The organism is Flavobacterium sp., assembly GCF_040402835.1.
GTDB lineage: Bacteria > Bacteroidota > Bacteroidia > Flavobacteriales > Flavobacteriaceae > Flavobacterium.
Genome location: NZ_JBBALW010000013.1, coordinates 1 through 24,420, shown reverse-complemented (window position 1 = coordinate 24,420; position 24,420 = coordinate 1). Strand labels below are relative to the sequence as shown.

Below are 24,420 nucleotides of genomic sequence, written 5' to 3'. Positions count from 1 at the left end.
TTTTGGTTTAAATTTCTATATTTGAAAAATGGACGAAAAATTTCAATTGCCAGCAGGTTCTTTTAAGAATACTTTTTGTGTTTTTAATGAAATTATTGAGCCTGATATTCAAAATCAAAAATACGATTATCAAAGTAAGTCGGGGAGTTGCTACTATTTTACTAAAGCTGGGATGTATCGATTGTCTGACCATTGGGGGCGATTGGCCAATAGCAAATGGCGTCTAATACCGTTAGTAATTGATACTACATCTAAATACAAATGGGGTTTTGCACCTTGGACTTCCTTTTATCCTGATAATGCTATTGATGAATTGTATTTTATTCAGCCAAATTACACTGACAATACGGTTAATTACCAACATAAAAACAGTCCTGAATTTGATAACAAAGCGGTACTTCGAACTAGTTTTGAAACCACAAAAAGGATTAAGCAAATTCGAAATTTACAAGGTTTAACTTCTTGGGCTAAGTATTTTGAATATAATGATTTACAAGAATTAAGAAAAAATATTATTCAAGAATTGGTTTTTACCAATAAAACTTTAGAGGTAATAAAACGTGAAGTCCAACAATCATAAAGGAATCCGATAATGAGCAGAAATACCGAAAAAAATATCAAAAAGCACAATGATAAGCTTCATAAAGCACAGTCAAAAGTAAAAAGTGCCGAAATTGCCCGTAAAGAGAAATTGAAGCAAATTGTAAAAAAGTTCAATTCGGATTTATCCGCTGAATCAAAAGGTTAATTTATGGAAAGTAATAAATTTGAAAACTTGAAAGCAAAAGTTCAAGAAATAATTGATGCTATAGCTGCTAAAAACTTCAATACGGCTAATAATAAATTACTGGAAGTTAGTGAACAATTGGATGATTTATTAGATTTATCTGATGATGAGAATGACTTAATGGAAATTAGTCGGTATCAAGTATTACTAAATCAATTGCATCGAAAAATAAATAATTTTTAAAGCTAATGATACTGTTTCAAACAATGATTTCTATATTCTTCCTGAAATAACCACGTTTATTTTTGATGATAAAAAAGGGTATTGTCTTGATGGTGAGATTTATAATTGTATTTAATCACTAATTAGAAGTAAAATTTGAATTTTATATCTTTTTTAATAAACTAAAACATTTTCGTAAGTTTATCATTTTCTTAACTATGTTCTCTTTTTTTGTTTTTAATTTTTAATTACTTTTGCGCGCAATGAAAGTAATTACCTTTATAATATTTTTATGTTTTTTTCTGCTTGGTGGCGGACATCATTCTAATGCTACTAACTTTCACAGTCCTATTTCATATTCTTCCTCTCAAAATTTTTCAAATAACAGGCATGTAAAAATTACAAATGAAAGAAATAATTTTATTTTAATTGAAGAGTCTGATATTGATTTAGAAGAGGAATTTGCAAGAGATAATGATATAAAAAGTATAAATGACTGTAAATTTATTCTCACAAATTATAGATTACTGAATAAATGGTATTCATTATTTTGTAATCAAAAGATTGTAGCTTACAAAACTAATTATTTTAAAACAGAATCCTTCCTTTACGATCAATCTACACCTATATACCTTATCCAAAGAGTTTTAAGAATTTGATTGTATCCTTTTGTTACTGATAGTAAGCTAGTAACTAATTTTTTTATTGTAATTTAATGTAGATTTTTTTTAGATTAACTTACTTTTTATCAAATAATTTTATTGTAATCAATAGCGTTCATTCCCCCCAATTTCATTTATTAATACTATGAAAAAAATCATGATTTTTACTGGCTTTATTGCCGTTTTGAGCTTAATTAGTTGTTCAAAGAAAAAAGAAGAAAAAGAAGAAGCTGGAAAGTTTACAGTTACGAATGCTGTAATAATTGACACTTCATTTACCAAAGAATATGTTTCTCAAATTCGTTCTGTGCGGAATATAGAAATTAGAGCTCAGGAAAAAGGGTATCTTCAAAATATTTATGTCGATGAAGGTCAATCTGTAAAAGCAGGGCAATTATTATTTAGAATTATGCCTAAAATGTATGAGGCGGAATTACTAAAAGCGGAAGCGGAAGTAAAAGGTCAAGAAATAGAATTATTGAATGCTAAAACTTTAGCCGATAAAAAAATAATTTCCAAAAATGAACAGGCTTTGGCACAAGCTAAACTAGACCAAGCCATAGCGGAAGTCTCAATTGCTAAATTACATTTATCATTTACCGAAATAAGAGCACCGTTTTATGGAACTATTGATCGTATTCCAAAGAAATTAGGAAGTCTTATCGATGAAGGTGAATTATTGACGAGCCTATCTGATAACAGCCAAATATTTGCCTATTTTAATGTTTCAGAACCAGAGTATATTGATTATCAAACAAATATTAAAGGACGTGGCGATAATACTGTAGGTTTGCTTTTGGCTAACAATGAACTTTTAAAATATAAAGGAAAGATAGAGGTAATTGAAAGTGAGTTTGATAGTGAAACGGGTAATATTGCTTTTAGAGCTAAATTTCCAAATCCTGACAAATTGCTTAAGAACGGAGAAACTGGAAAAATTATGATGACTATACCAGTTAAAAATGCTTTAGTTATTCCGCAAAAAGCTACTTACGAAATTCAGGATAAAAAATATGTTTTTGTAGTCGATAAAAATAATGTTGTAAAATCTCGAGAAATTACTGTTATTGGTGAATTACCTGATTTATATATTGTAAAAAGCGGTATTTCTGCAGCCGAAAAATTTTTACTTGAGGGTGTTCAGAATGCAAAAGATGATGATAAAATCAAATACGATTACGTAAAACCAGTAGATGTATTAGCTCATTTAAAAATACAAGCAAACTAAATTTAATCATCAAATCTCAAAAAAATGTTTAGTAAATTTATACAAAGACCAGTATTATCTATAGTGATATCGCTGATGATTGTTTTGCTTGGGGTATTGGCAATGACTAGTTTGCCTGTAACACAATTGCCCTCTATTTCACCTCCAAAAGTAAATGTAACAGCCGATTATCCAGGAGCGAATAATGAGTTATTAATTAAAGCTGTTGTTATTCCTCTAGAGAGAGCCATTAATGGTGTCCCTGGAATGAAATATATCGCTTCTAGTGCTGGAAATGACGGCGAAGCAAATATTCAAGTTATTTTTAATTTAGGTACAGATCCCAATCAAGCTGCAATTAATATCCAAAATAGAGTGGCTTCTGTAATCAATAAACTTCCCCCACTTGTTGTTCGTGAGGGAGTTAAAATTACACGGGAAGAATCCAATAATTTGATGTATATTAACATATTCAGTAAAGACCCAACAATGGATCAAAAGTTCTTGTTTAACTTTACTGACATTAACATGCTCTCTGATTTGAAACGTGTTAATGGTGTTGGTGATGCTGATATTATTGGTAACAGGGAATATGCTATGCGTATTTGGTTAAAGCCCGATAGAATGCTTGCTTATAAAGTTTCTGCCGATGAAGTAATGGAAGCCTTGTCGCAACAAAGTTTGGAAGCCTCTCCGGGAAAAACAGGAGAAAGTTCTGGAAAAGTATCTCAATCTTTCGAATATGTTTTGAAATACCCAGGTCGATTTACTACCAATGAGCAATATGAAAACATTGTAATTAAAGCAAATCCTAATGGTGAAATTCTTCGATTGAAAGATGTCGCTAGAGTAGAATTTGGTTGCTCTATGTATGATATTTATTCTAGCTTGAACGGAAGACCATCAGCGGCAATAGCCATCAAACAATCTTATGGTAGTAATGCTAGCCAAGTTATTAAAGATATAAAAGCAAAATTAATTGAATTAAAAGCATCGTTTCCAAAAGGAATTGATTATGAAATTAGTTATGATGCTTCTAAGTTTCTTGATGCTTCAATAGAAAAAGTAGTTCACACGCTGATAGAAGCCTTTATTTTGGTAGGATTAGTCGTTTTCTTATTTCTAGGCGATTGGCGTTCCACCATTATACCAGCAATTGCTGTACCCGTTTCGCTAATTGGTACATTTGCTTTCATGCAAATTTTTGGCATTACAATAAATATTGTAACACTATTTGCTTTGGTTTTGGCTATTGGAGTTGTTGTCGATGATGCCATAGTCGTCATCGAGGCAGTTCACGCTAAGATGGAAGAAGAACACCTAAAACCATTAAAAGCTACCCGTAAAGCTATGGGCGAAATCAGTGGTGCTATTATCGCCATTACATTCTTAATGGCGGCAGTATTTATTCCGTTGGCTTTTATGTCGGGACCTGTTGGTATTTTTTACCGTCAGTTTTCAATCACAATGGCAACTGCAATTATCCTTTCAGGTATTGTGGCTTTAACGCTAACTCCAGCCCTTTGTGCCATGATGCTAAAAAATAATCATGGAATAGCAAGAAAAAAGACACCTTTGAACTCTTTTTTAGATGGTTTCAATCATAAATTCAATAATTTAACGGGAAAATATCAAAATATACTTGGTAAAATTGTCAATAAAAGAAGCATTACTTTTGGGTTATTTATTGCTTTTTGTATCGGAATATTTTTCATAAACAATTCCCTCCCTACAGGTTTTATTCCAAATGAAGATCAAGGAATGTTTTACGCTATTATACAAACACCTCCAGGTTCTACATTAGAACGTACTAATGAAATTGCTACTAAACTGCAAAAAATTGCCGAAGGAATTGATGGTGTTAAATCGGTTTCGTCATTGGCAGGATTTGAAATGCTTACTGAAGGAACTGGTTCTAATTCTGGAACATGTTTGGTAAATCTTAAAAATTGGGAAGATCGAAATCAATCTGCCAATGAAATAATGAAAGAGTTAGAGGAGAAATCAAAAAATATTAAAGGAGCAACACTAGAGTTTTTTCAACCCCCAGCCGTACCAGGTTACGGTGCAGCGGGTGGTTTTGAATGTCGTTTGTTAGACAAAGCTGGCTCTGGTGATTTTAAAAAAATGGAGGAAGTAAGTGTTAATTTTGTAAAAGAGTTAAACAAACGTCCTGAATTAGCCTCTGTTTTTACGTTTTATAGTGCGAGTTTTCCACAATTTATGATGCGTATTGATAATGATTTAGCGCAACAAAAAGGAGTTACTATTGAAAATGCTACCAATACACTTTCAACTTTATTAGGTAGTAACTACGAAATTAGTTTTATTAAATACGACCGTCAATACAAAGTTATTGTACAAGCAGGTCCAGAATATAGAGCCTTACCAGAAGATGTTTTGAAATTGTACGTAAAAAACAGTCGAGACGAAATGGTTCCGTTTTCGGCATTTATGCACATGGAAAAAGTATATGGTTTGTCCGAAATTACCAGACATAATATGTACAATGCTTCTGAAATTAGTGGACAATCAGCTCCAGGATATAGTAGTGGTGAATCCATTAAAGCGATACAAGAAGTGGCCAAAAAAACTTTACCAAGGGGATATGATATCGATTGGGCTGGAATTTCTAAAGATGAGGTTGGTCGTGGGAACGAGGCAATTTGGATTTTTATCATCTGTTTGTTGTTTGTATATCTAGTTTTAGCCGCACAATACGAGAGTTTTGTTTTGCCTTTTGCTGTAATTCTTTCACTCCCAGCTGGTATTTTTGGGTCTTTTTTATTACTTTCAATATGTGGATTAGAAAACAATATTTATGCGCAAGTTGCTTTTATCATGCTAATTGGTTTGTTAGGTAAAAATGCGGTTTTAATTGTAGAATTTGCCGTACAAAAACACGAAGAAGGAATGTCAGTGCTTGATGCTGCAATGGAAGGTGCAAAAATTAGGTTTAGACCCATTTTAATGACCTCATTTGCCTTTACGGCGGGATTAATTCCATTGGTATTTGCTTCCGGACCTGGAAAAATTGGAAATCGTACTATTGGTACTGCCGCTTTGGGAGGAATGCTTTTAGGAACAATTATTGGTGTCTTGCTTATTCCAGGACTGTATTACATATTTGGTAGTATTGCAGCAAAAATTAAATTAGTCAAAAAACAAGACCAAAATCCATTAACTGAAGATATTAATTATGATGAATAGATTTAAAATACAATATAATTTCATTATTGCTTTGATTTTTTGTTTGGCAGTGGTAAGTTGCAAAACACCGTCAATTGTTACGATGCCAGCAAATAAAGCCGTTCCTGAATCGTATACCAATAGTAAAGACACAACCAACATGTCTACTATTCCTTATAAAAAATTCTTTAAGGATAAGAATCTGATAGATTTGATTGATATTGCTATAAATAACAATCAGGAATTGATGATTACCTTACAGGAAATTCAAATTGCCAAAAACGATATTCGATTCAGAAAAGGAAGACTACTTCCTTCGGTGAACATTGGCACTGGAGCAAGCGTTGAAAAAGTAGGACGATATACCAGTCAAGGAGCGGGTGATTTTGCTACTAGAAGTGCTGAAGAATTTCCTGATCCCTTAACTGATTTCAAAATTGCAGCCTACGCAAATTGGGAAGTTGATGTTTGGAAAAAGTTACGCAATTCTAAGAAAGCAGCTATTAGTAGGTACTTATCAACGATTGAAGGGAAGAATTTTGTAGTGACCAATTTAATTTCTGAAGTAGCGGATAATTATTATGAATTATTGTCCTTGGATAGCCAATTAGAAATTATAAAACAAAATATTAAAATCCAAAGTAATGCTTTAGAAATTGTAAAAATTCAGAAAGAGGCAGCAAGAACAACTGAATTAGCAGTTCAAAAATTCCAAGCTGAAGTGTTGGCTTCTCAAAATATGGAGTTTGAAACATTGCAAAAAGTAAATGAAGCTGAAAACAGAATTAACTTTTTACTGGGTCGTTTCCCACAAGAAATAAAAAGAGATAAAACCGATTTTTTAAGTTTAAAAGCTACGGTTGTAAATTCTGGAATTCCATCGCAACTATTGGCAAATCGCCCTGATATTAAACAAGCAGAATTAGAATTGGTGGCTGCCAAATTAGACGTTAAAGTAGCTCGTGCCGAATTTTATCCTTCATTAGCTATTTCAGCATCTGTTGGTTTGCAAGCATTCAAATCATCCTATTTGGTTAACTTACCAGAATCGCTGCTGTATTCATTAGTTGGAGATATTGCAGGACCGTTGATTAACCGAAACGCAATTAAAGCGGAGTATAGTAACGCCAATGCACGCCAACTTCAGGCATTGTATAATTATGAGCGTACCATTTTAAATGCGTATTTGGAAGTGGCGACTCAACTATCTAAAATTAGTAATTTAGATAAAAGTTATAATTTGAAATCACAACAAGTGGAAGCTTTAAAACGTTCAATTGATATTTCAAATGATTTATTTAAGTCTGCTCGTGTGGATTATTTTGAAGTGTTAATGACACAACGTGATGCACTGGAAACCACACTTGAATTGGTTGATGTTAAAAAAGAACAACTGAATTCAATAGTTCACATTTACAAACAACTTGGAGGAGGTTGGAAATAGATAAAGATTTCTAAAGAATAAAAGCCTGTAAATATAATTTTTACAGGCTTTTTTTATTTAATAAAATTTAAAAATCAATCTTTTCTGCTAATGCAAATGTTTAAAATGACTTTCATTTTTATAGACCAATGATAATAAACTTGGCAATACAATCAATAATAAAGGCATTGCAAATATAAATCCCCCAATAACTGCAATTGCTAATGGTTGGTGCAATTCTGATCCTGTTCCTATTCCAATTGCCAAAGGTAAAAGTGCAATTATAGCCCCAAGAGCGGTCATTAATTTTGGTCGCAAACGCGTAGAAATTGAATAAACTAAGGATTGATTTACATTATGTGTGACCTTGAAAGTTTCCCGAAATTGAAGAAATGTAAAAATGGCATTTTCACTAATTATCCCCACAATCATAATTATTCCAGTATAACTTCCAACATTCAAAGGGGTTTTAGTTAAAAACAATAAGATGTAACTTCCAGAAATCCCCAAAACAGAAATAAATAGCAATACAATAGCTGCCCTGAAATCTCTAAATAAAAATAGTAAAACGCCAAAAACCAACAAAGAGGAAGTAATCAAGATAAGTAATAGTTCTTTAAAAGATTGCTGTTGGTCTTTGTAAGCACCAGCATATTCAACATAATAACCAATAGGCAGGTGAATTGTAGTGGTAACTTTTTCCTTAATATCTTGCATCACACTTCCCAAATCACGATTGTTCAATCGCCCAGTAACCACACTCATCATTTGAAGATTTTCTCGCTCAATTTCAGCAGTCCCTTTTTGGGTATTAATTTCTACAAGGCTTGAAATTGGAATAGACTGCCCATTTGGTAAGAATAATTTCAGCTTTTTTAAATCTTCTAAGCTTCTTTTTTCAGAGTTTTTATAAATCAATCGGATAGGGGTTACTCGTTCGTTTTCTAACAAATTGCCAATTACATTTCCTTCGAGTGCGCTTTGCAATTGAAATTGTAAATCATTGGGAGTGATTCCGTATTGTGCCAACATTTTATAATTTGGCGTAATATTTACCGATGGTCCGGCAATCACAATGCCATCAAAAACATCGGCTGTACCTTTTACATTTTCAACTATTGAAGTAATGTTTTTTGAAATTTTTTGTAATTCTGCTTGGTTATTTCCATAAATTTTAACTTCAATTGGAGAAACAGAACTCATCAAATCACCCAACATATCGCCTATAACTTGTCCAAAATCAATTCGTAAAGCAGGCTGCGTGGCTTCAATTTTTCGACGAATGATATCAATAATTTCTTCACTTGTTTTGGAACGCTCTTTTTTTAATTGAATGAGATAATCACCACGGTTGGGTTCTGTAATAAAAAATCCCATTTGTGTTCCAGTACGCCTGCTATAGGCTTCAACTTCTGGAATTTTCACGATTATTTTTTCAACTTCTTTCAACATTCTATCCGTTTCTTCAAGCGAAGTTCCCGATGGAGATTGATAATCTAAAATGATACTTCCTTCGTCCATTTCGGGTAAAAAACCAGTTTCTAAATTAGGTAGTATTAAAAAAATGGAAGCTATTAATAGCAAACAAAAGGACAAACTTATTATAGGTCTTTGAATAAAATAGGACACCCAATTTTGATTTTTAACAGCAATAATTTCAGTTTCTTGCTCAATTTTACTTTCAGGATTGTCTTTTTTAGAAAGTTGTAAATAAATAACTGGAAGTAATAACCAAGTTACAAAAAAGGAACAAACCAACGTGATTATCATTGTGTCGGTCAACACTTTAAAGTAAGAACCTGCAACCCCGCTCATCAATACAAATGGAATAAATATCACAATTGTACTCAATGAAGATCCCACCATTGCTGGAAATAGATAGTGAATTGCTTTTTGTAAAAGGGAAACAGTGGGTTCGTTAGGATGTTCCTCGTGCGTTCGATGAATTTGTTCTACAACCACAATCGCATCATCAATAATTAATCCTAACGCAGCGGCAATTGCACCCAAGGTCATAATATTGAAAGTTTTCCCCGTTAGGTATAAAACAATCAATGTCAATCCCAAAGTTACTGGTATAGTTATTAAAATGGTAATGCTTGCTTTTGCAGATTTCAAGAATAAAACAGCCACTATTATTGCCAATAACAATCCAATCAATAAACTATCGGTAACGCTTTTCACAGCATCATTTACAAAAGTTGCTTGTTGATAATAAGGTGTAATTTTGATGTCTTTTGGTAGATTTTTTTTTAATTCAATCAACTTATCGTGCATCGCACCAGAAATAGTAATTAAATTGGAATTGGGTTGTTTTAAAACTGCAATTAAGATACTTTCTCGACCATTAGAATTAACTTTTATATATTCTTTAGCCTCTCTTATTTCAACTTCGGAAATGTCTTTTAAAGTCACAATTCCTTTGCCGTTATTACTGATTACTAAGTTTTCTAACTCGTCTTTTTTTGAAACTTGCGCATCTGTTATTGTTAAATACAAATGGCGATAATCAGCTAAATAACCATTTGATTTAATAAAATTCGTCTGGCTTAATACTTGGGAAATGGCATTTGGAGTAATCCCAAGCGCTGCCATTTTAGTATAATCAAGTGAAATCCAATATTCTTTTTCTTTCCCTCCAATAATTCTTATTTCTGAAACCCCATCAATTTGAGACAAAAAAGGCTTAATGGTAAAATTGGCGATTTTTTTGAGTTCAATTGCTGTTTTTCCATTACTTTCCATCGCATATCCAATTACAGGAAGTATGGATGGATTCATCTTTTCAACTGTAATTTGAATGTCAGGAGGCAATTCGTTTTTAATCTGATTTATTTTGGACTCAATTCGTTCCTTGCCTAAATCAATATCAGAATCCCATTCCATAAAAGCAGAAATTTCACAACTTCCCCGACTTGTAGTGCTTCGAACCGTTTTTAAATCTTGAACTTTTTTAATTGCATTTTCTAATGGTTTTGTAACGGTAATCATCATTTTATCGATGGGCTGTTGTCCTGCATCGGCAATGATTTTAATTTTCGGAAAAGTAATTTCGGGAAATAAACTGGTTTGCAGATTTGAATATGCAAAAAAACCACCTAAAATAATTAGGAATACAAGTGTGCTTAATCCATTTCTATGTCTTACAAAAAAGTTATTCATAGGATTAATTTTTTATAACTTTTACTTTTATAGTATCAGCAACGCCATAATTTCCAGTTAGTAAAATACGATCTTTAGAAGTTAAAATTGGCGTTATTATTTCAACTTTATCTGCAGTTTCGATTCCTTTTTTAATTGGAATTTTAACGGCTGTATCATCATTAAGCAGTTTCATTATCCAACATTCTGTTTCTGTTTCATTACTTAAAACCGCTTCTTTTGGTAAAGAAATAGCTTTGGAATTAGTAGCTTTTGGTACTCTAACTTTTAAAATTAAATTCTCCGGAATGTCACGTTTTCCAATAACTTTCAAAATCACATTTTGTGTTTGAGAAGTAGCATCAACGGAAGGCATAAATTTTTGAACGCTTGTTTTTATAACAGTTCCATCGGGTAAAATAGCATCAAGAGTAGTTCCAATTGCAACATATTTTTTCAATTCATACGGCAAACTTAATACGATTGCAAAACTATTTGTATCATTAATTGTAGCCAAAATATCCCCATCTTGAACGTAGTTTCCTTGTTGCACATTTACAGAATTTACATACCCATTTGATGTTGCATAAACAGGAATTGCCGCCCCAAAATTCAAAGTTGGGTCTATTTTATTAATAGTATTTCCCAATACTTTCGCTTCCCGAGTTTTCAATGTAAATAATACCTTTCCTGAAGTGACAAAGTCATTTGAAGCGACATTAACAGCAGTTAAATAACCGGTTGCATTCGCTTTTATAATTGTTTTTACCAAATAAGTTGCTGTGGCATTTAAATCGGAATAACTTGATACACCAGACGTATCAATCGTTGTCAATGTCACGGGAACAGTTACATTAATAGCTTCTTCTGCTTCATTGTTTTTTTTACAAGAAACCAGAAAAATACCAATTATGGATATTAATAATAGTGATTTTTTCATTGAACTAGTCGTTAAAACTCCAATAATTAATTTCATTTATAAGTTGAAGTTTATTAATATTATTTTGCGAAATATTATTTTGAATCGTTATTAAGTTTCCAATTGCAATGACAAATTCTGTAATTTGAGCATCACCCGTAAGCAATAACTTTTTATTGGCTTCTATTAATGTTTCTGCAATTGAAAGTTGCAATTGCAATTCCTTTTCAATTTCCGTAACTTGATTTAACCGTTGCTTTAAAATAAATAATTGTTGTTGGTATTGTTTACTGAAGTTGTTTTTATACGCTAAATTTGTTGCTAAAGCGGCTGTTATTTTTTGGTGTTGCAAGCTTCTTTGATTTCCATCATATATTGGAATTGAAAGTCCAAAACCCAAACTAACGCCAAAATTTTGGTGAGGTAAATATGTAAAAGTGGACATATATCCGGCATCTCCAAGCAATGAAAAAGAGGGTTTATACGCCAAATCAATTAAACTTTTTTGATTTTGAAGTTTCAAGCTATCAATTTCGAATGATTTTAAGAACATTATTTTAGCCTCTTGCAAATTACTTTTTAATGTAATTTCGGGCGTTTTCAAATGTACAAAAGTAGTGTCTGTTTCTCCTGATAAATAATGTAGCAGTCCCAAATCATTTTGATATTGTTGCTTTAATTGAAGCACTGTCAATTCTTGTTGCTTTACAGTGGCTGTAAATAGTAAATAATCCGTTTGCTTATAAACAGAATTTTGAGCTAATTTTTTCAAAACTAAAGCTTCGTCTTTTAAAAGAGAAGCTGTTTTTATATTATTTTCAACTTGTTCTGAAGTTGAAACTGCCGTAATGTATTGTGAAACAATGACTTTTTTCAAATCTTTAAGCGCTATTTTTCTATTTGAAATCAAACCCTCTTTAGCTAATTTAAAAGTTTGAGATTGTATTGAACCTCTATTTTTTCCAATAATTTTTTGATTAACGCTTATTAATCCTGAGATCAGTTGCCCATTACTCAATGCCGTGTCGTAACCGAAATCATTAATTACGGGGGCATAATTTCCAAATAAAACACCATTAACTTGAGGTTTTCTGGAAGCTAAATTTAGTAAACTATCAAGTGTTGCCGATTGAATTTGATTTTTGTAATCTATTAAAAGAGGTGAGTTTTTTTCTGCTGTAGCAATAAAATAGTTCAAATCTTTTTCCTGAGAATAAGAATTGAAACAAAATGCAACAAAAATGAAACTTAAAATTACTCTCATCAATAATAATTATTTTGAGTTACTTTCAACAACTAAAACTGAAAATGAATTTGGTACAATTGAAGCACGAGGTTTTGGATTTTCTGTTGTAGGCTCTGGTTTTACACCATAATCTGCAGATGATAAATACAATTGATGTGTTGATTTATTCAAAGCAATTGTTCGGGCACTTTTTTGCGTTTTTATGGTTTCAACCACCGAAAATTCTGATGCGTTTTCTTCTTTTACTTCAGTAATTGTTCCACTTCCATTAGAACTGAAAATCAATTTCTTTTTTGCATCAAATGCTACTCCATCGCAACCTTCGCCTATTGGTAATGTTTTTATTATTTTCCCATTTGAAGCATCAACGATAATCATTAAAGCATTGCCACAAACCGAAAACAATCGATTTGTTTCAATGTCCATTGCCAATCCAGAAGGTTCGTCTCCAGGGGAAATACTCCAAGTTGCAATAACTTCAAGTGTTTTTGCATCGATAGTTTTAATTTGGTTTTTATCTTCAATATTTACATAAATCAAACCTTTTGTATTGGTAACAGAAAATTCTGGTGTTCCGTTTAACGGAATGTCTTTTATAACCTTATTGGTAATTGCATCAAGCACAGTTGCATCATTACTTTTAGCATTATAGGTGAAAACTTTATGAGAAAATTCATCATATAAAACAGCGTCTGGTTTTTGCCCATTAATGGCAACTTTCTCAATTAATTCAAATGTTTGTAAATTGACAATTGTAACCGCATTGTCTTTTCCGTCAGTTATAAAAGCTTTGTTCAAATCATTTGCAATTGCAATGCCGTGAACACCTTTTGTATCTGGAATTGTTGCAATGGTTTTATCGGTTTTTAAATCTATTACATTAACCACATTTCCATGCGATACAAATAAATGTTGATTAATAGTATCAACTGCTAAGTAATCCCAGCCTCCGTCTCCTGCTACATTTATTTTTTTAGCAACATGATAATCTTGGCTAAAACAATTGAAAATGCACAAACTTACTAATGAGATTGATAATAATTTTTTCATAATTTTTTTTTGTAAATATCTGAAATTATTTTTAAAGTTAAATTAATAGTTGATTAAGTTTTGTCTCTTACAATTTTTGGGCATAATTATATAATACAGTGAATGATACTTACTTTCCGATACAGAAATTCGCGAAAATATTCCCCAATAACTCGTCATTTGTAACTTCCCCAGTAATCATCCCAAAATGATACAAAGCTTCTCGAATATCAATTGCCATTAAATCACTTGAAATGTTAGTTTGCAAACCATAATTCACTTTCTGAATTTCATCCAAAGCTTTTAGCAAAGAATCATAATGACGCGTGTTGGTTACAATCGTTTCATTATTGCGCAAAGCACCTGTATTTACAAAGGAAAGCAACTGATTTTTGAGTTCATTTATGCCTATATTTTCTCTTGCAGAAATGTAAATGGTGGTTAGTTGTTGGTTGTTGGTTGTTAGTTTTTTGTCTATAATTGATATGTTTTCTGGCGAAATCAAATCCATTTTATTGATGATTACTAAAATTGGTTTTAGAGGAAACTGGTTTCTTGTTTTTCCAACTTCAAATAATAAAGTTTCTAATTTACCATCAACCGACAACCGAGAACCATCAACTAAATAAAGTACGACTTGCGCTTGTTCTATCTTTTCAAATGTTTTCCGAATCCCTAAACTTTCAATTACATCTGCTGTTTCCCGAATCCCTGCCGTGTCAATGAATCGAAATCCAATGCCGCCTATAACCAATTCATCTTCAATAGTATCGCGCGTGGTTCCAGCAATTTCTGATACTATGGCGCGTTCTTCATTCAATAAAGCATTCAATAAAGTAGATTTTCCCACATTGGGTTCACCCACAATAGCAACAGGAATTCCATTTTTAATCACATTTCCAACCGCAAACGAGTCGATTAATCGTTTCAACACAAATTCAATTCTGTTCAACAATTCTCGAAATTGCGTTCTATCGGCGAAAGCCACATCTTCTTCAGCAAAATCCAATTCTAATTCTATAAGCGAAGCAAAATTCAATAATTCTTGTCGCAATTCCTTGATTTCATTGCTAAAACCGCCACGCATTTGTTGCATCGCAATTTGATGAGACGCCTCATTATCTGAAGAAATCAAATCGGCAACAGCTTCGGCTTGTGATAAATCCATTTTACCATTCAAAAAAGAACGTAAAGTAAACTCCCCTGCATTTGCCATACGGCAGCCTTTTCTTAATAATAATTGAATAATTTGTTGCTGAATATAGGTTGAACCGTGACACGAAATCTCGATTGTATTCTCTCCTGTATAGGAATTTGGACCTTTAAAAACAGAAAGTAAAACTTGGTCAATAACTTTTGTTCCGTCCACAATATGACCCAAATGCAGCGTGTGTGTTTTCTGTTTTGTAATGTCCTTTCCCGAAACCGAATTGAAAGTCGAGTTGGAAACCACAATTGCATTACTTCCAGAAACGCGAATAACCGCTATAGCTCCCGCACCAGAAGGGGAGGCCAAAGCTACAATAGTATCATTTTGAATCATAAGTTGTAAATCAAAAAAATTAAAATTACAATTAAATTTTGGGTTTTAGTTCTTGTATTTCTGCTTTTGTAATTAAAGAAAATCGCAATTTCAATAAAGAAATTGCGATTTTTTATATGCTATAAAAATAGTGGTTTGGTTGGTTTAATTGTTTAACATTACAGGCATAACAAGCATTGTAACGGTTTCGCCTTCTTCAAGTCCATCAACGGGGGTTAGAATTCCAGCACGATTTGGTAACGACATTTCCAACATAATCATGTCTGATTGTAGGTTGGTCAACATTTCTGTTAAAAATCTTGAGTTGAACCCAATTTGCATATCATCACCTTGATAATCACACGTCAATCTTTCTTCAGCTTTATTTGAATAATCAATATCTTCAGCCGAAATATTCAATTCTGCACCCGCAATTTTCAAACGAATTTGGTGTGTAGTTTTATTTGAGAAAATGGCAACACGACGAACAGAGTTCAAAAATTGAGTTCTGTCAATCATTAATTTATTTGGATTTTCTTTTGGAATTACCGCTTCATAGTTTGGATATTTTCCATCAATCAAACGACACATTAAGATATAATTGTCAAATGAGAAGGTTGCATTACTATCGTTGTATTCAATTTTGATTTCTGCATCTGACGTTCCAAGAATACTTTTCAAGATATTCAAAGGTTTCTTAGGCATAATAAAATCAGCTACTTCAGACGATTTTACATCCGTTCTTGCATATTTTACTAATTTGTGCGCGTCTGTTGCCACAAATGTTAATCCTTCAGGTGAAAATTGGAAGAAAACCCCTGACATTACTGGACGTAAATCATCATTTCCAGCTGCAAATATTGTTTTACTTATTGCAGTTGCCAAAACATCTGATGGAACTAAAGTCGTAGAGGGATCATCTAAATTTACTGATTTTGGAAACTCATTTCCTGGTGCATACGCCAAAGCATATTTTCCAGAATTAGAACTAATTTCTATTGTACTATTTTCTTCAACAGTGAAAGTTAGCGGTTGTTCAGGAAAAGTTTTTAAGATTTCCAACAATAATTTCGCAGGAACGGCTACACTTCCTTTACTTTCAGAATCAATTTCTAAAGTTGCAGACATCGTAGTTTCCAAATCTGAAGCAGAAACGGTTAACGTTTTGCTGTCCAATTCAAATAGGAAATTATCTAAAATAGGAAGGGTGTTACTACTGTTAATAACACTTCCCAACACTTGTAGTTGTTTTAATAAGTACGAACTTGATACTATAAACTTCATCTTTGGCTGTTTTTTTAATCAATTACAAAACTGAATTTTTCAGAATTGTATTTATTTCATCCTACAAATATATCTTAATCTTATCAAATAGTGAAAACAATTTTATTAACAATTAGTTGCTGTATTTTCTTTTTCGTAAAAAAGTGAATAGGAATCCGAAAATAACCAGCGTAATAATTGGTAATCCAACACTTATAATCTGTGACTTTGTATAATTTTCATATACTTTTTCTTTGTCTAAAATAGGCAAATCAACCACTTTACTACGAATGTTAATAAGTCCGTTGTCGTCCAATAAATAATTGACACAATTCATCAAAAACTCTTTATTTCCGTATAGTTTATTGGTCCATTTGTCATAACCAAGTTCTAAAGGTTGGTAATTTTTATCCAATTGATTTCTGATAACATCGCCATCAGAAATAACAATCATTTTATTATTTTTTCCTTTAGATTCAAATGTTTTTTCCTGAAAAGGCATCACACGGTTTTCAAAAACAGAATGAAATTCGCCTTCTAATAAAACGGCTACGGGAATATTGCCTTTGTTTTTGAATTCTGATTGTTCGGGTCTTTCTTGAACCATATCTAATTTTACTTCAACTGGCGCACCAACTAATTTAGAATAAGGCGAAGATTGCAACAATACCGTTTTCTTAATTCCATTTTTTAAAGTGTCAATTCCGCTTGCAAATTCAAACTTCACCGCATCAAGATTGCTAACAATTGGATGTTTTGCCGATGGATAAATCATTGGCGAATAAAACCAAGGGAATTGTGTGTATTGTGCGGCACTTCCTTTATCACCAGTGGCAAGAGCAATTGGTGTCGCCATTAAATCTTTCACCAAATCAGGGTTGATTCTCACGCCATATTTAAACAACATATCATTCAAATTCAAGTTGTTTGGAAATGCCAAAGTCGTTCCGGAATCATTATACAAACTGTCCATTTCCATATTCACTTGATCTACAAGCCACAATGTTTTTCCGCCGTTTATCACAAATTGATCTAAGACTAATTTCTCTTCATCAGAGAATTTTTCGGTTGGTTTTGCAATAATAGCCAAATCATAATTTTTCAAATACGACAAACTTTCATTCGGTTTTTTGGCTACAGAATCTAAAGTGAAGGTTCCTATATAATAATTTTCGCGGACTTGCTTGATGAAATCTGCCATTAATAAATCCTGCAATTCACCGTTTCCTTTGATGATGGCAACCTTTTTTTCTTTTGCTTTAGCGATGGTATTGAACGCATTTGCAAAAGCATATTCCAAATGTTGCACCGAACTCACCACTTTTTCAGCGGTGGAAGCACCCATCCTATTTTTTAACAACGGCACTTTCACACTTCGCCCGTGATAGGTTGCAATTGCCCACGGAAAAACCACTTCTTGCGTCTGTTTTCCTTTGTCGTCCAACGTTACATTTATTGGCGTTAAGCCTCTATTCATAAACGATTGCATAATCGTATCTTTTTCTTGTTCGTTTTCCAATGGATTGATGAATTGAAAAACAATATTAGAATTATAGGCTTTGAATTCTTCTAATAATTGTTGTGTTTCTGTTTGCAATTTCTTGAATTCGCCAGGAAATTCACCTTTTAAGAATACATCAATTATCAAAGGTTCTTTAATGTCTTGAATTATTTTTAAAGAAGTTGGCGAAAGCGTGTATCTATGATCTTTTGTTAAGTCAAACCTATGGAAAAACTGACTTCCAATCCCGTTTAAAACGAGTAGAATTACCACGGTAAATAAAACCGTTTTTAGATTATTTTTTTTAATTTGATTCATTACAATTTCAAAGATTTTAATTTAAAAACAGTAAGCGAAAGGAATAAAATAGTGATACTCACAAAATACAAAAGGTCACGAGTGTCAATTACACCGCGGCTCATACTCTTGAAATGGCTGTTCATTCCCAAATTTGAAATAAAATTTTCGATACTTGGAAGATACGTCGCAATGCCATCAAATCCGAAATAGAAGAAGAAACATAAAAACACAGCAAGTAAAAACGCTACAATCTGATTGTTGGATAGGGTAGAAGTGAAAATTCCAATTGCCGAATATCCCGAAATTAAGAACAATAATCCAAAATAAGAACCAATGGTACTTCCCATATCGATATTGCCTTCGGGCATTCCAAGACTTGAAATTAAATATACATATATAAAGGTGGGAATAATTGCAATTACAATCAAAAGTACGGCACCAAAAAACTTACCATTCACAATTTGCCAAATACTCAATGGTTTTGTGAGCAACAATTCTAAGGTTCCTTGTTTCATTTCATCCGAAAAACTGCGCATCGTAACGGCAGGAATTAGGAAAATTAATATCCAAGGTGAAATCGTGAAAAACGGACTTAAATCGGCAAAACCAGAATTTAATATATTGTATTCGCCATCAATAATCCAAAGGAATAATCCGTTCAGAATTATGAAAATAGCGATAACTAAATAGCCAATTGGCGAACCAAAAAAGGATTTAATTTCTCTAAATAATAATGCTTTCATTTATGTTAATTCGTTGATTTGTTAATTTGGTTATTTGAAACTGATCACTTATTACTGTAAACTGACCACTTTATCCACGCTCCACGCTTCGGGTTTGTCATTAAATAATTTTTTTGTGAAAGTCCAAACGTCATAAAAAAGTTCGGAATTTCGATAATTTTCTAAATCTTGTTCGGTTTCCCAATAACTATAGGTAAAGAAAATACTTTTATTGGTTTTATCCTGACACAATTCAAGTAAACGATTTCCTTCGGCATTTCGTATTTTCTCCTTCATTATTTCGAAATTTTCTAAAAAGGTTGGAATATGTTCCTCGTGAAAACTCAATTTTACTATGCGTACGAACATTTTTAATTTATGATTTTAGATTGTTGATTTAAGATTAATTATATAAATTCAATTGTAATACTATCTCTATAATACAATCCCATTAGGCTTGAAGCACTTCCAACACTCAAAGGATTACTTCTGAAAATAGCGATTTCGAGAAATCCAGCTTCGTTAAAAATAGCTAATTTGTCGCCTTCGTAATTCTTAATTGGATATTTTCCCGCATTTGCAATATCAGAATATTTAGCCCAAATGTTCTTTATTGGACTCGATTTTTTTTGGTTTCGCTTTTGCAATAACGGAATTTCATACGGTCTTCCTTTGGCAACTTCCATAAAAAGTTTCTTAGTGATATTTGTAACTACATTTCCAAAATTATCGATGTAAATTACATAACCTTTTATCGAATTTTTATCAGCAGCAACAACGGGTTGCAGCTCTGTAACTTGTTTTATAGCAGTAATTTCTTTGCCAATAACATTCAGCGAACCGCCTTTTGAAAGGTGACTTGCAACAGTTACAAATACATCTAAATCGGTTGCATCTTCCGATAATCTATCGTGAATATTGATGGCGACAATTTTCTGTGGAACCACTTTTTGCGAAAGCATACTTAGAATACCATTATCGGCACAAATAAAAAAATGATCGTTCCATTGCATTGCAATATGTTGGTTTTCTTTATTCAATTCGGCATCAACACCAATGAGGTGCACAGTCCCTTTTGGGAAACTCATATAAGCAGCACCAATTATGTAACTTGCTTCAACAGTGTTGAATGGGTCGATATTATGCGAAATATCTACAATAGTAGCTTCCGAATTTTCAGTCAATATTTTACCTTTCAAAGCACCAACAAAGTGATCTTTGAGCCCGTAATCGGTAGTTAGGGTAATTATTGACATAAAATTGTTTATAACTAATTGAAGGATTTAAACCTAAAATTCATTAATTTTGAAATGCAAAGCTAATAATTATCAGTGACTAATTTTTAAATAAATACAACACATTTGAACGAAAGAACAATCGAGCTCATCGACATCGCTCCAAAAGACTTTTGGGGCGCTCAAGACACTCATCTTGAAACAATTAAAAAGTATTACCCAAAGTTGAAAATTGTTGCCAGAGGAACAACAATCAAAGTTTTTGGCGAAAAAGATTCCCTTGATGAATTTGAAAAACGATTCAACCGATTGATGCTCCATTTCACCCGTTACAACAATATTGACACCAATGTTATCGAAAGAGTCATCCAAAGTGATGTTCAAGACGACCGACGTATGGATTCCAAAGACAACATTCTGGTGCACGGCGTTGGTGGAAGAATTATTAAAGCAATGACTGCCAACCAGCAATTATTGGTGGATACCATCAACAAAAATGATATGGTATTTGCGGTTGGGCCTGCTGGAACTGGAAAAACCTATACTGGCGTGGCAATGGCGGTAAAAGCATTGAAAGAAAAGCAAGTCAAAAAAATCATTTTGACCCGTCCTGCAGTCGAAGCGGGTGAAAATTTAGGGTTTCTTCCTGGCGATATGAAAGAGAAATTAGACCCGTACATGCAGCCTTTATACGATGCTTTGCGCGATATGTTGCCTAACGAAAAACTTGAAGATTACATATTGAAAGGAATAATCCAAATCGCCCCATTGGCATTCATGCGGGGACGAACCTTGGACGAAGCCTTTGTAATCCTTGACGAAGCGCAAAACACAACGCATTCCCAAATGAAAATGTTTTTGACCCGTATGGGAAAAAACGCCAAGTTCATGATAACGGGCGACCCAGGTCAAGTCGATTTGCCAAGACGCACCATTTCCGGACTCAAAGAAGCCTTGTTGGTTTTGAAAGATGTCGATGGAATTGGGATAATTTACCTTGACGACAAAGACATTGTACGCCACAGATTGGTCAAAAAAGTCATTGATGCCTACAAGCAAATAGAGAATAACGATTAAGATGCACAAGGCAAATTTATAATTTATAAGTTTGTGAAATTGTAGTTTTTACTTTCGACTTTAAGACTTTCGACTGTTTTTAGGAGCAGAACGTTTGTAGTTTCCCTCACCATTCTACCCGCTATTCGCTATATCCACGCCCAAAAGCGTGGGATATTGCTGCTATCGGGGCTATATTTCACGTTTATATTTTCATAATTAAAGTTTGATTTAGAAAATTGTTTAATAAGTTAATCGTTAATTCGGTTATTTTAAAAATCTGAATTTAACCTAATGATTTGTCAATCTGAATTTATTTCAGATTCTATTTTTTACACTAAAATCACTTATTTTCTATTGTCTTTGTGGGGACGGATTGAAAATTCACCCTATCAGTTGTGGGGAAATATCCGAGCGGGGAGGATGTAAATTATACTGAATGCTGTTTAGTTATCGTCAGCGTCTTTTACTTTCTTTTTTTCTAATATAACAAAAGCACTTCTTTTTGGCGCAGGCATTACAGATTCTTCGCCTTTCACATATTTCCAAATGGTTTCGTTTAATTCTAAATCCGGAATGGCATCTTCTTTAGCTAAATTAAATCCAGCTGATTTTTTTGAACTTGTATTCTGGGCCACGTTTCTATCGTTTAAATCTATATTAGATTTCAAATGTGTATAGGGCTGTAAGTTAAGCTCATTGGTAAAACAATCATATAAAGGCAAGGCTGCCTCATCATATTGGCTCATAGGCGCTAAGCCTAAAATTAATTCCATGGTTCTTAATATGCCGCTGGTAGAATACATGGTGCTCACCACTTCGTTCCTTTTGGTATAGGGGCTAATCACCAAAGCTGGTGAACGGTGTGCATCCACATGATCAGGGCCATTTTGAGCGTCATCTTCCAACACAAAAACTGCCGACTCTTTCCAAATGGAGCTGTGTGATAGGTGCTCAATAAATAATCCTAAAGCCAAATCATTGTCCGCAACAGCAGCATAAGGGCTCAGTTTTCCTATTCTTTGACCACTAGTATGGTCGTTGGAAAATCGTAAAGTACTAAACTGTGGAACTGCATTTTGCGCCAATAAATGGTCGAAATCTTTTTCCCAAGCATGATAACGGATAGTATCTTTCACGTCCATGTCAAAGCCGGCGTAATCTGGACAGAAATGATTTTCTAAAGCCGTAATACTTGCTGTTTTACCATCCGAAAATTCGCCATAAGTGCGGTAGCTTATATTTGCTCGCTTGCAATGATCCCAAATATAGCCATCTTTTGGGTAAGCAATTTTTCTGGAGCCTTCAAAATCATAAGAACCTCCACGACCACCATAACTAATTGGCCACGATTTTTCAACATAATCTGTCGCGTAGGCCGCCATACTCCAGTTATGTCCATCGGCACTTACTTCTGCATCCACATAAAAATTATCTAATAAAACATATTCATTGGCTAAAGCATGAATATTTGGGGTAATCCTTTCGGGGAATAAACAGAGCGAGCTATCGCCATTTCCTTTTTTTACATCCCCAAAAACTTGATCATAAGTTCTGTTTTCTTTAATGATGTAAAATACATATTTAATCGGGCTTTTTTCGCCTTCAAGGATTGGAATAGGGTTGTCTTTAATTGATTTAATATTCGTTGAGGCCTTTCTCGAAGGAACATTGGCATAAACTTGTTTGCTGTATTGGGCTAATTGGTCATCTTTAGGGATATCAATGATAGAAAGCGTTCCTTTGAACAGGCCACCAATGTATTGCACCTCTTTTTTTGCGGTTGGGCTTTTCTGATAATCGCTGTCGTCTTTTTTGCTAATGGGTTGTGGTCCTTGAGGATTAGGTAGGCTGGTGAATCCTTTTCCGTTGGATACAAATATTTTCTTCCCAAAACTTTTCACATTGGTGGGGTACCAACCCGTGGGTATAAAGCCTTTACTTTTGCTGTTTCCAGCTGTCGAAACCTCAAAAACAGCCAAGCAATTATTATCTGCATTGGCAATAAACAATGTTTTTTCATCGTCTGATAAAGCCAATCCGTTGGTGGTAGAACCCGAAAGTTTGGTAGGGCTTAGGCTAGCCGAAATGGTTTCTATATTTTTCTGATTGTTAGTATTAAAAACCGATACGGAATTATCATTGGCATTGGCCACATAAAGTAGCGTCCCTTTTTTATTCAGCAACAATTCATTAGGATGACTTCCGGTTAGGATTTGGCTTTTAATCGTTCTGGTTTGGGTATCAAATAATGTGACTTTATCGCCTCCCCAAAGAGAAATATACAAGGTCTTTTGATCTGGCGATAGGAGGCAAGCATACGCTTCGGAACCTAAATCAATTCGCTCAATGGTTTTCTTTGTCTTTAAATCAATGATATATAAACTATTGTCTTCTTTGGTTACCGTATATAAAATCTGCGCTTGGTCGTCAACGGCAATCCCAGTCGGACTGATTTTATTTGGCCACTTTTTACCCAATACTATGGTATCTACATCGCCTAATTTCTGGTTTACAATAGGGTAAATTAGGATGGTATTATCATTGGCACCTGAAACATACAATTTTTTTTCATCGGCACTAAAAGCCAAACCGTACCAGGATTTACCAATGGTTTTTTCATCCAAAAGTGTTTCAGTTTTAGGATTAAAGAGCTGAATGCTTTGGATACCTTGACCGTTATTGGTCACGGCCAAAAGCTTTTTGGAAGGTGATATCTGAATATTTAATGGTAAATCTCCTAAAGGTAAGGACCTGCCCGCCGGACTTAAAGACCAGCCATTGGGTAATAGAATTTGAGCTGCTTTTGGGTTATTCGAAGGAGTTTGTGCCATTCCGTTAAAAGTAACAAACAATAGGAAAGCAAGTACGAGTTTAAGTTTCATAAAAAATGGATTTTTTTTCAAAGCTAAAGAAATCCATTCCTATATTTTTTATTTATTGATGATTTAACAAAAACTTAATGCTTACTTTTTTCTAAAGCAATTTTGGCTTTATTTTATTATGTATATCCGTAATTGCTCATATTTTTGTATATTTGTTTGATAAATAAATTA

General features: G+C 33.3%; 19 protein-coding genes. 8 read left to right on the top strand and 11 right to left on the bottom strand.

Annotated elements, in window-relative coordinates; all coding sequences use genetic code 11:
• Window positions 1–28 precede the first annotated feature (28 nt).
• From AC9UEH_RS06035 to AC9UEH_RS06005, 7 genes are all read left to right on the top strand, one after another.
• Window positions 29–580 (top strand): hypothetical protein, encoded by a 552-nt coding sequence (locus AC9UEH_RS06035; RefSeq protein ID WP_509529578.1) that lies wholly within the window; start codon window positions 29–31, stop codon window positions 578–580.
• A gap of 12 nt (window positions 581–592) precedes the next feature.
• Window positions 593–748: a hypothetical protein gene (locus AC9UEH_RS06030; RefSeq protein ID WP_509529576.1), complete on the top strand. Its 156-nt coding sequence runs from the start codon at window positions 593–595 to the stop codon at window positions 746–748.
• A gap of 3 nt (window positions 749–751) precedes the next feature.
• The gene (locus AC9UEH_RS06025) at window positions 752–970 is read left to right on the top strand and encodes a hypothetical protein (RefSeq protein ID WP_509529573.1); all 219 of its coding nucleotides are present in this window, start codon (window positions 752–754) and stop codon (window positions 968–970) included.
• A 242-nt stretch (window positions 971–1,212) separates the two neighbouring features.
• Entirely contained in the window at window positions 1,213–1,608 is a 396-nt protein-coding gene (locus AC9UEH_RS06020; protein WP_509529570.1) for a hypothetical protein, read from the top strand.
• Between the two features lie 148 nt (window positions 1,609–1,756).
• The gene (locus tag AC9UEH_RS06015) at window positions 1,757–2,839 is read left to right on the top strand and encodes an efflux RND transporter periplasmic adaptor subunit (protein WP_509529567.1); all 1,083 of its coding nucleotides are present in this window, start codon (window positions 1,757–1,759) and stop codon (window positions 2,837–2,839) included.
• 24 nt (window positions 2,840–2,863) lie between these two features.
• The gene (locus tag AC9UEH_RS06010) at window positions 2,864–6,028 is read left to right on the top strand and encodes an efflux RND transporter permease subunit (RefSeq protein ID WP_509529565.1); all 3,165 of its coding nucleotides are present in this window, start codon (window positions 2,864–2,866) and stop codon (window positions 6,026–6,028) included.
• Window positions 6,021–7,451: a TolC family protein gene (locus AC9UEH_RS06005; RefSeq protein ID WP_509529684.1), complete on the top strand. Its 1,431-nt coding sequence runs from the start codon at window positions 6,021–6,023 to the stop codon at window positions 7,449–7,451. The genes AC9UEH_RS06010 and AC9UEH_RS06005 overlap by 8 nt, the downstream gene beginning before the upstream one ends.
• An 87-nt stretch (window positions 7,452–7,538) precedes the next feature.
• Here the strand turns inward: AC9UEH_RS06005 and AC9UEH_RS06000 are convergent, their stop codons facing one another.
• From AC9UEH_RS06000 to AC9UEH_RS05955, 10 genes are all read right to left on the bottom strand, one after another.
• Entirely contained in the window at window positions 7,539–10,592 is a 3,054-nt protein-coding gene (locus AC9UEH_RS06000; protein ID WP_509529563.1) for an efflux RND transporter permease subunit, read from the bottom strand.
• Between the two features lie 4 nt (window positions 10,593–10,596).
• Entirely contained in the window at window positions 10,597–11,511 is a 915-nt protein-coding gene (locus AC9UEH_RS05995) for an efflux RND transporter periplasmic adaptor subunit (RefSeq protein ID WP_509529560.1), read from the bottom strand.
• Window positions 11,512–11,515: 4 nt separating this feature from the next.
• Window positions 11,516–12,754, bottom strand: coding sequence for a TolC family protein (locus AC9UEH_RS05990; protein WP_509529558.1), 1,239 nt, complete (start codon window positions 12,752–12,754; stop codon window positions 11,516–11,518).
• 9 nt (window positions 12,755–12,763) lie between these two features.
• Window positions 12,764–13,786 carry a YncE family protein gene (locus AC9UEH_RS05985; RefSeq protein ID WP_509529556.1) on the bottom strand — a complete coding sequence of 341 codons (1,023 nt, stop codon included), beginning with the start codon at window positions 13,784–13,786 and terminating at the stop codon, window positions 12,764–12,766.
• A gap of 109 nt (window positions 13,787–13,895) precedes the next feature.
• On the bottom strand, window positions 13,896–15,308 hold the full coding sequence (gene mnmE, locus AC9UEH_RS05980; protein WP_509529553.1) for a tRNA uridine-5-carboxymethylaminomethyl(34) synthesis GTPase MnmE: 1,413 nt from the start codon (window positions 15,306–15,308) through the stop codon (window positions 13,896–13,898).
• A gap of 144 nt (window positions 15,309–15,452) precedes the next feature.
• Window positions 15,453–16,571 (bottom strand): DNA polymerase III subunit beta, encoded by a 1,119-nt coding sequence (dnaN, locus tag AC9UEH_RS05975; protein ID WP_509529551.1) that lies wholly within the window; start codon window positions 16,569–16,571, stop codon window positions 15,453–15,455.
• 112 nt (window positions 16,572–16,683) lie between these two features.
• Window positions 16,684–18,369 carry a gliding motility-associated ABC transporter substrate-binding protein GldG gene (gldG, locus tag AC9UEH_RS05970; RefSeq protein ID WP_509529549.1) on the bottom strand — a complete coding sequence of 562 codons (1,686 nt, stop codon included), beginning with the start codon at window positions 18,367–18,369 and terminating at the stop codon, window positions 16,684–16,686.
• Window positions 18,369–19,094: a gliding motility-associated ABC transporter permease subunit GldF gene (gene gldF, locus AC9UEH_RS05965; protein ID WP_509529547.1), complete on the bottom strand. Its 726-nt coding sequence runs from the start codon at window positions 19,092–19,094 to the stop codon at window positions 18,369–18,371. The genes gldG and gldF overlap by 1 nt, the downstream gene beginning before the upstream one ends.
• A 51-nt stretch (window positions 19,095–19,145) precedes the next feature.
• Window positions 19,146–19,442, bottom strand: coding sequence for a putative quinol monooxygenase (locus AC9UEH_RS05960; RefSeq protein ID WP_509529545.1), 297 nt, complete (start codon window positions 19,440–19,442; stop codon window positions 19,146–19,148).
• A gap of 38 nt (window positions 19,443–19,480) precedes the next feature.
• The gene (locus tag AC9UEH_RS05955) at window positions 19,481–20,329 is read right to left on the bottom strand and encodes an SAM hydrolase/SAM-dependent halogenase family protein (RefSeq protein WP_509529543.1); all 849 of its coding nucleotides are present in this window, start codon (window positions 20,327–20,329) and stop codon (window positions 19,481–19,483) included.
• Window positions 20,330–20,434: 105 nt separating this feature from the next.
• Here AC9UEH_RS05955 and AC9UEH_RS05950 point away from each other — a divergent pair, with 105 nt between their 5' ends.
• Window positions 20,435–21,385 (top strand): PhoH family protein, encoded by a 951-nt coding sequence (locus AC9UEH_RS05950; protein WP_509529541.1) that lies wholly within the window; start codon window positions 20,435–20,437, stop codon window positions 21,383–21,385.
• A gap of 425 nt (window positions 21,386–21,810) precedes the next feature.
• Here the strand turns inward: AC9UEH_RS05950 and AC9UEH_RS05945 are convergent, their stop codons facing one another.
• A complete protein-coding gene (locus AC9UEH_RS05945) occupies window positions 21,811–24,249 on the bottom strand; it encodes a beta-propeller fold lactonase family protein (RefSeq protein WP_509529539.1) in 2,439 nt (812 codons plus the stop codon).
• Window positions 24,250–24,420 lie beyond the last annotated feature (171 nt).

What these genes read in the sequence shown, in the direction of transcription:
- AC9UEH_RS05945 (WP_509529539.1), bottom strand. Translation starts at nt 24,249, where the DNA reads ATGAAACTTAAACTCGTACTTGCTTTCCTATTGTTTGTTACTTTTAAC.
- AC9UEH_RS05955 (WP_509529543.1), bottom strand. Translation starts at nt 20,329, where the DNA reads ATGTCAATAATTACCCTAACTACCGATTACGGGCTCAAAGATCACTTT.
- mnmE (WP_509529553.1), bottom strand. Translation starts at nt 15,308, where the DNA reads ATGATTCAAAATGATACTATTGTAGCTTTGGCCTCCCCTTCTGGTGCG.
- AC9UEH_RS06010 (WP_509529565.1), top strand. Translation starts at nt 2,864, where the DNA reads ATGTTTAGTAAATTTATACAAAGACCAGTATTATCTATAGTGATATCG.
- AC9UEH_RS06000 (WP_509529563.1), bottom strand. Translation starts at nt 10,592, where the DNA reads ATGAATAACTTTTTTGTAAGACATAGAAATGGATTAAGCACACTTGTA.
- AC9UEH_RS05995 (WP_509529560.1), bottom strand. Translation starts at nt 11,511, where the DNA reads ATGAAAAAATCACTATTATTAATATCCATAATTGGTATTTTTCTGGTT.
- AC9UEH_RS06015 (WP_509529567.1), top strand. Translation starts at nt 1,757, where the DNA reads ATGAAAAAAATCATGATTTTTACTGGCTTTATTGCCGTTTTGAGCTTA.
- AC9UEH_RS05960 (WP_509529545.1), bottom strand. Translation starts at nt 19,442, where the DNA reads ATGTTCGTACGCATAGTAAAATTGAGTTTTCACGAGGAACATATTCCA.
- AC9UEH_RS05990 (WP_509529558.1), bottom strand. Translation starts at nt 12,754, where the DNA reads ATGAGAGTAATTTTAAGTTTCATTTTTGTTGCATTTTGTTTCAATTCT.
- AC9UEH_RS05985 (WP_509529556.1), bottom strand. Translation starts at nt 13,786, where the DNA reads ATGAAAAAATTATTATCAATCTCATTAGTAAGTTTGTGCATTTTCAAT.
- AC9UEH_RS06005 (WP_509529684.1), top strand. Translation starts at nt 6,021, where the DNA reads ATGAATAGATTTAAAATACAATATAATTTCATTATTGCTTTGATTTTT.
- AC9UEH_RS06030 (WP_509529576.1), top strand. Translation starts at nt 593, where the DNA reads ATGAGCAGAAATACCGAAAAAAATATCAAAAAGCACAATGATAAGCTT.
- gldG (WP_509529549.1), bottom strand. Translation starts at nt 18,369, where the DNA reads ATGAATCAAATTAAAAAAAATAATCTAAAAACGGTTTTATTTACCGTG.
- AC9UEH_RS06025 (WP_509529573.1), top strand. Translation starts at nt 752, where the DNA reads ATGGAAAGTAATAAATTTGAAAACTTGAAAGCAAAAGTTCAAGAAATA.
- gldF (WP_509529547.1), bottom strand. Translation starts at nt 19,094, where the DNA reads ATGAAAGCATTATTATTTAGAGAAATTAAATCCTTTTTTGGTTCGCCA.
- AC9UEH_RS06035 (WP_509529578.1), top strand. Translation starts at nt 29, where the DNA reads ATGGACGAAAAATTTCAATTGCCAGCAGGTTCTTTTAAGAATACTTTT.
- dnaN (WP_509529551.1), bottom strand. Translation starts at nt 16,571, where the DNA reads ATGAAGTTTATAGTATCAAGTTCGTACTTATTAAAACAACTACAAGTG.
- AC9UEH_RS06020 (WP_509529570.1), top strand. Translation starts at nt 1,213, where the DNA reads ATGAAAGTAATTACCTTTATAATATTTTTATGTTTTTTTCTGCTTGGT.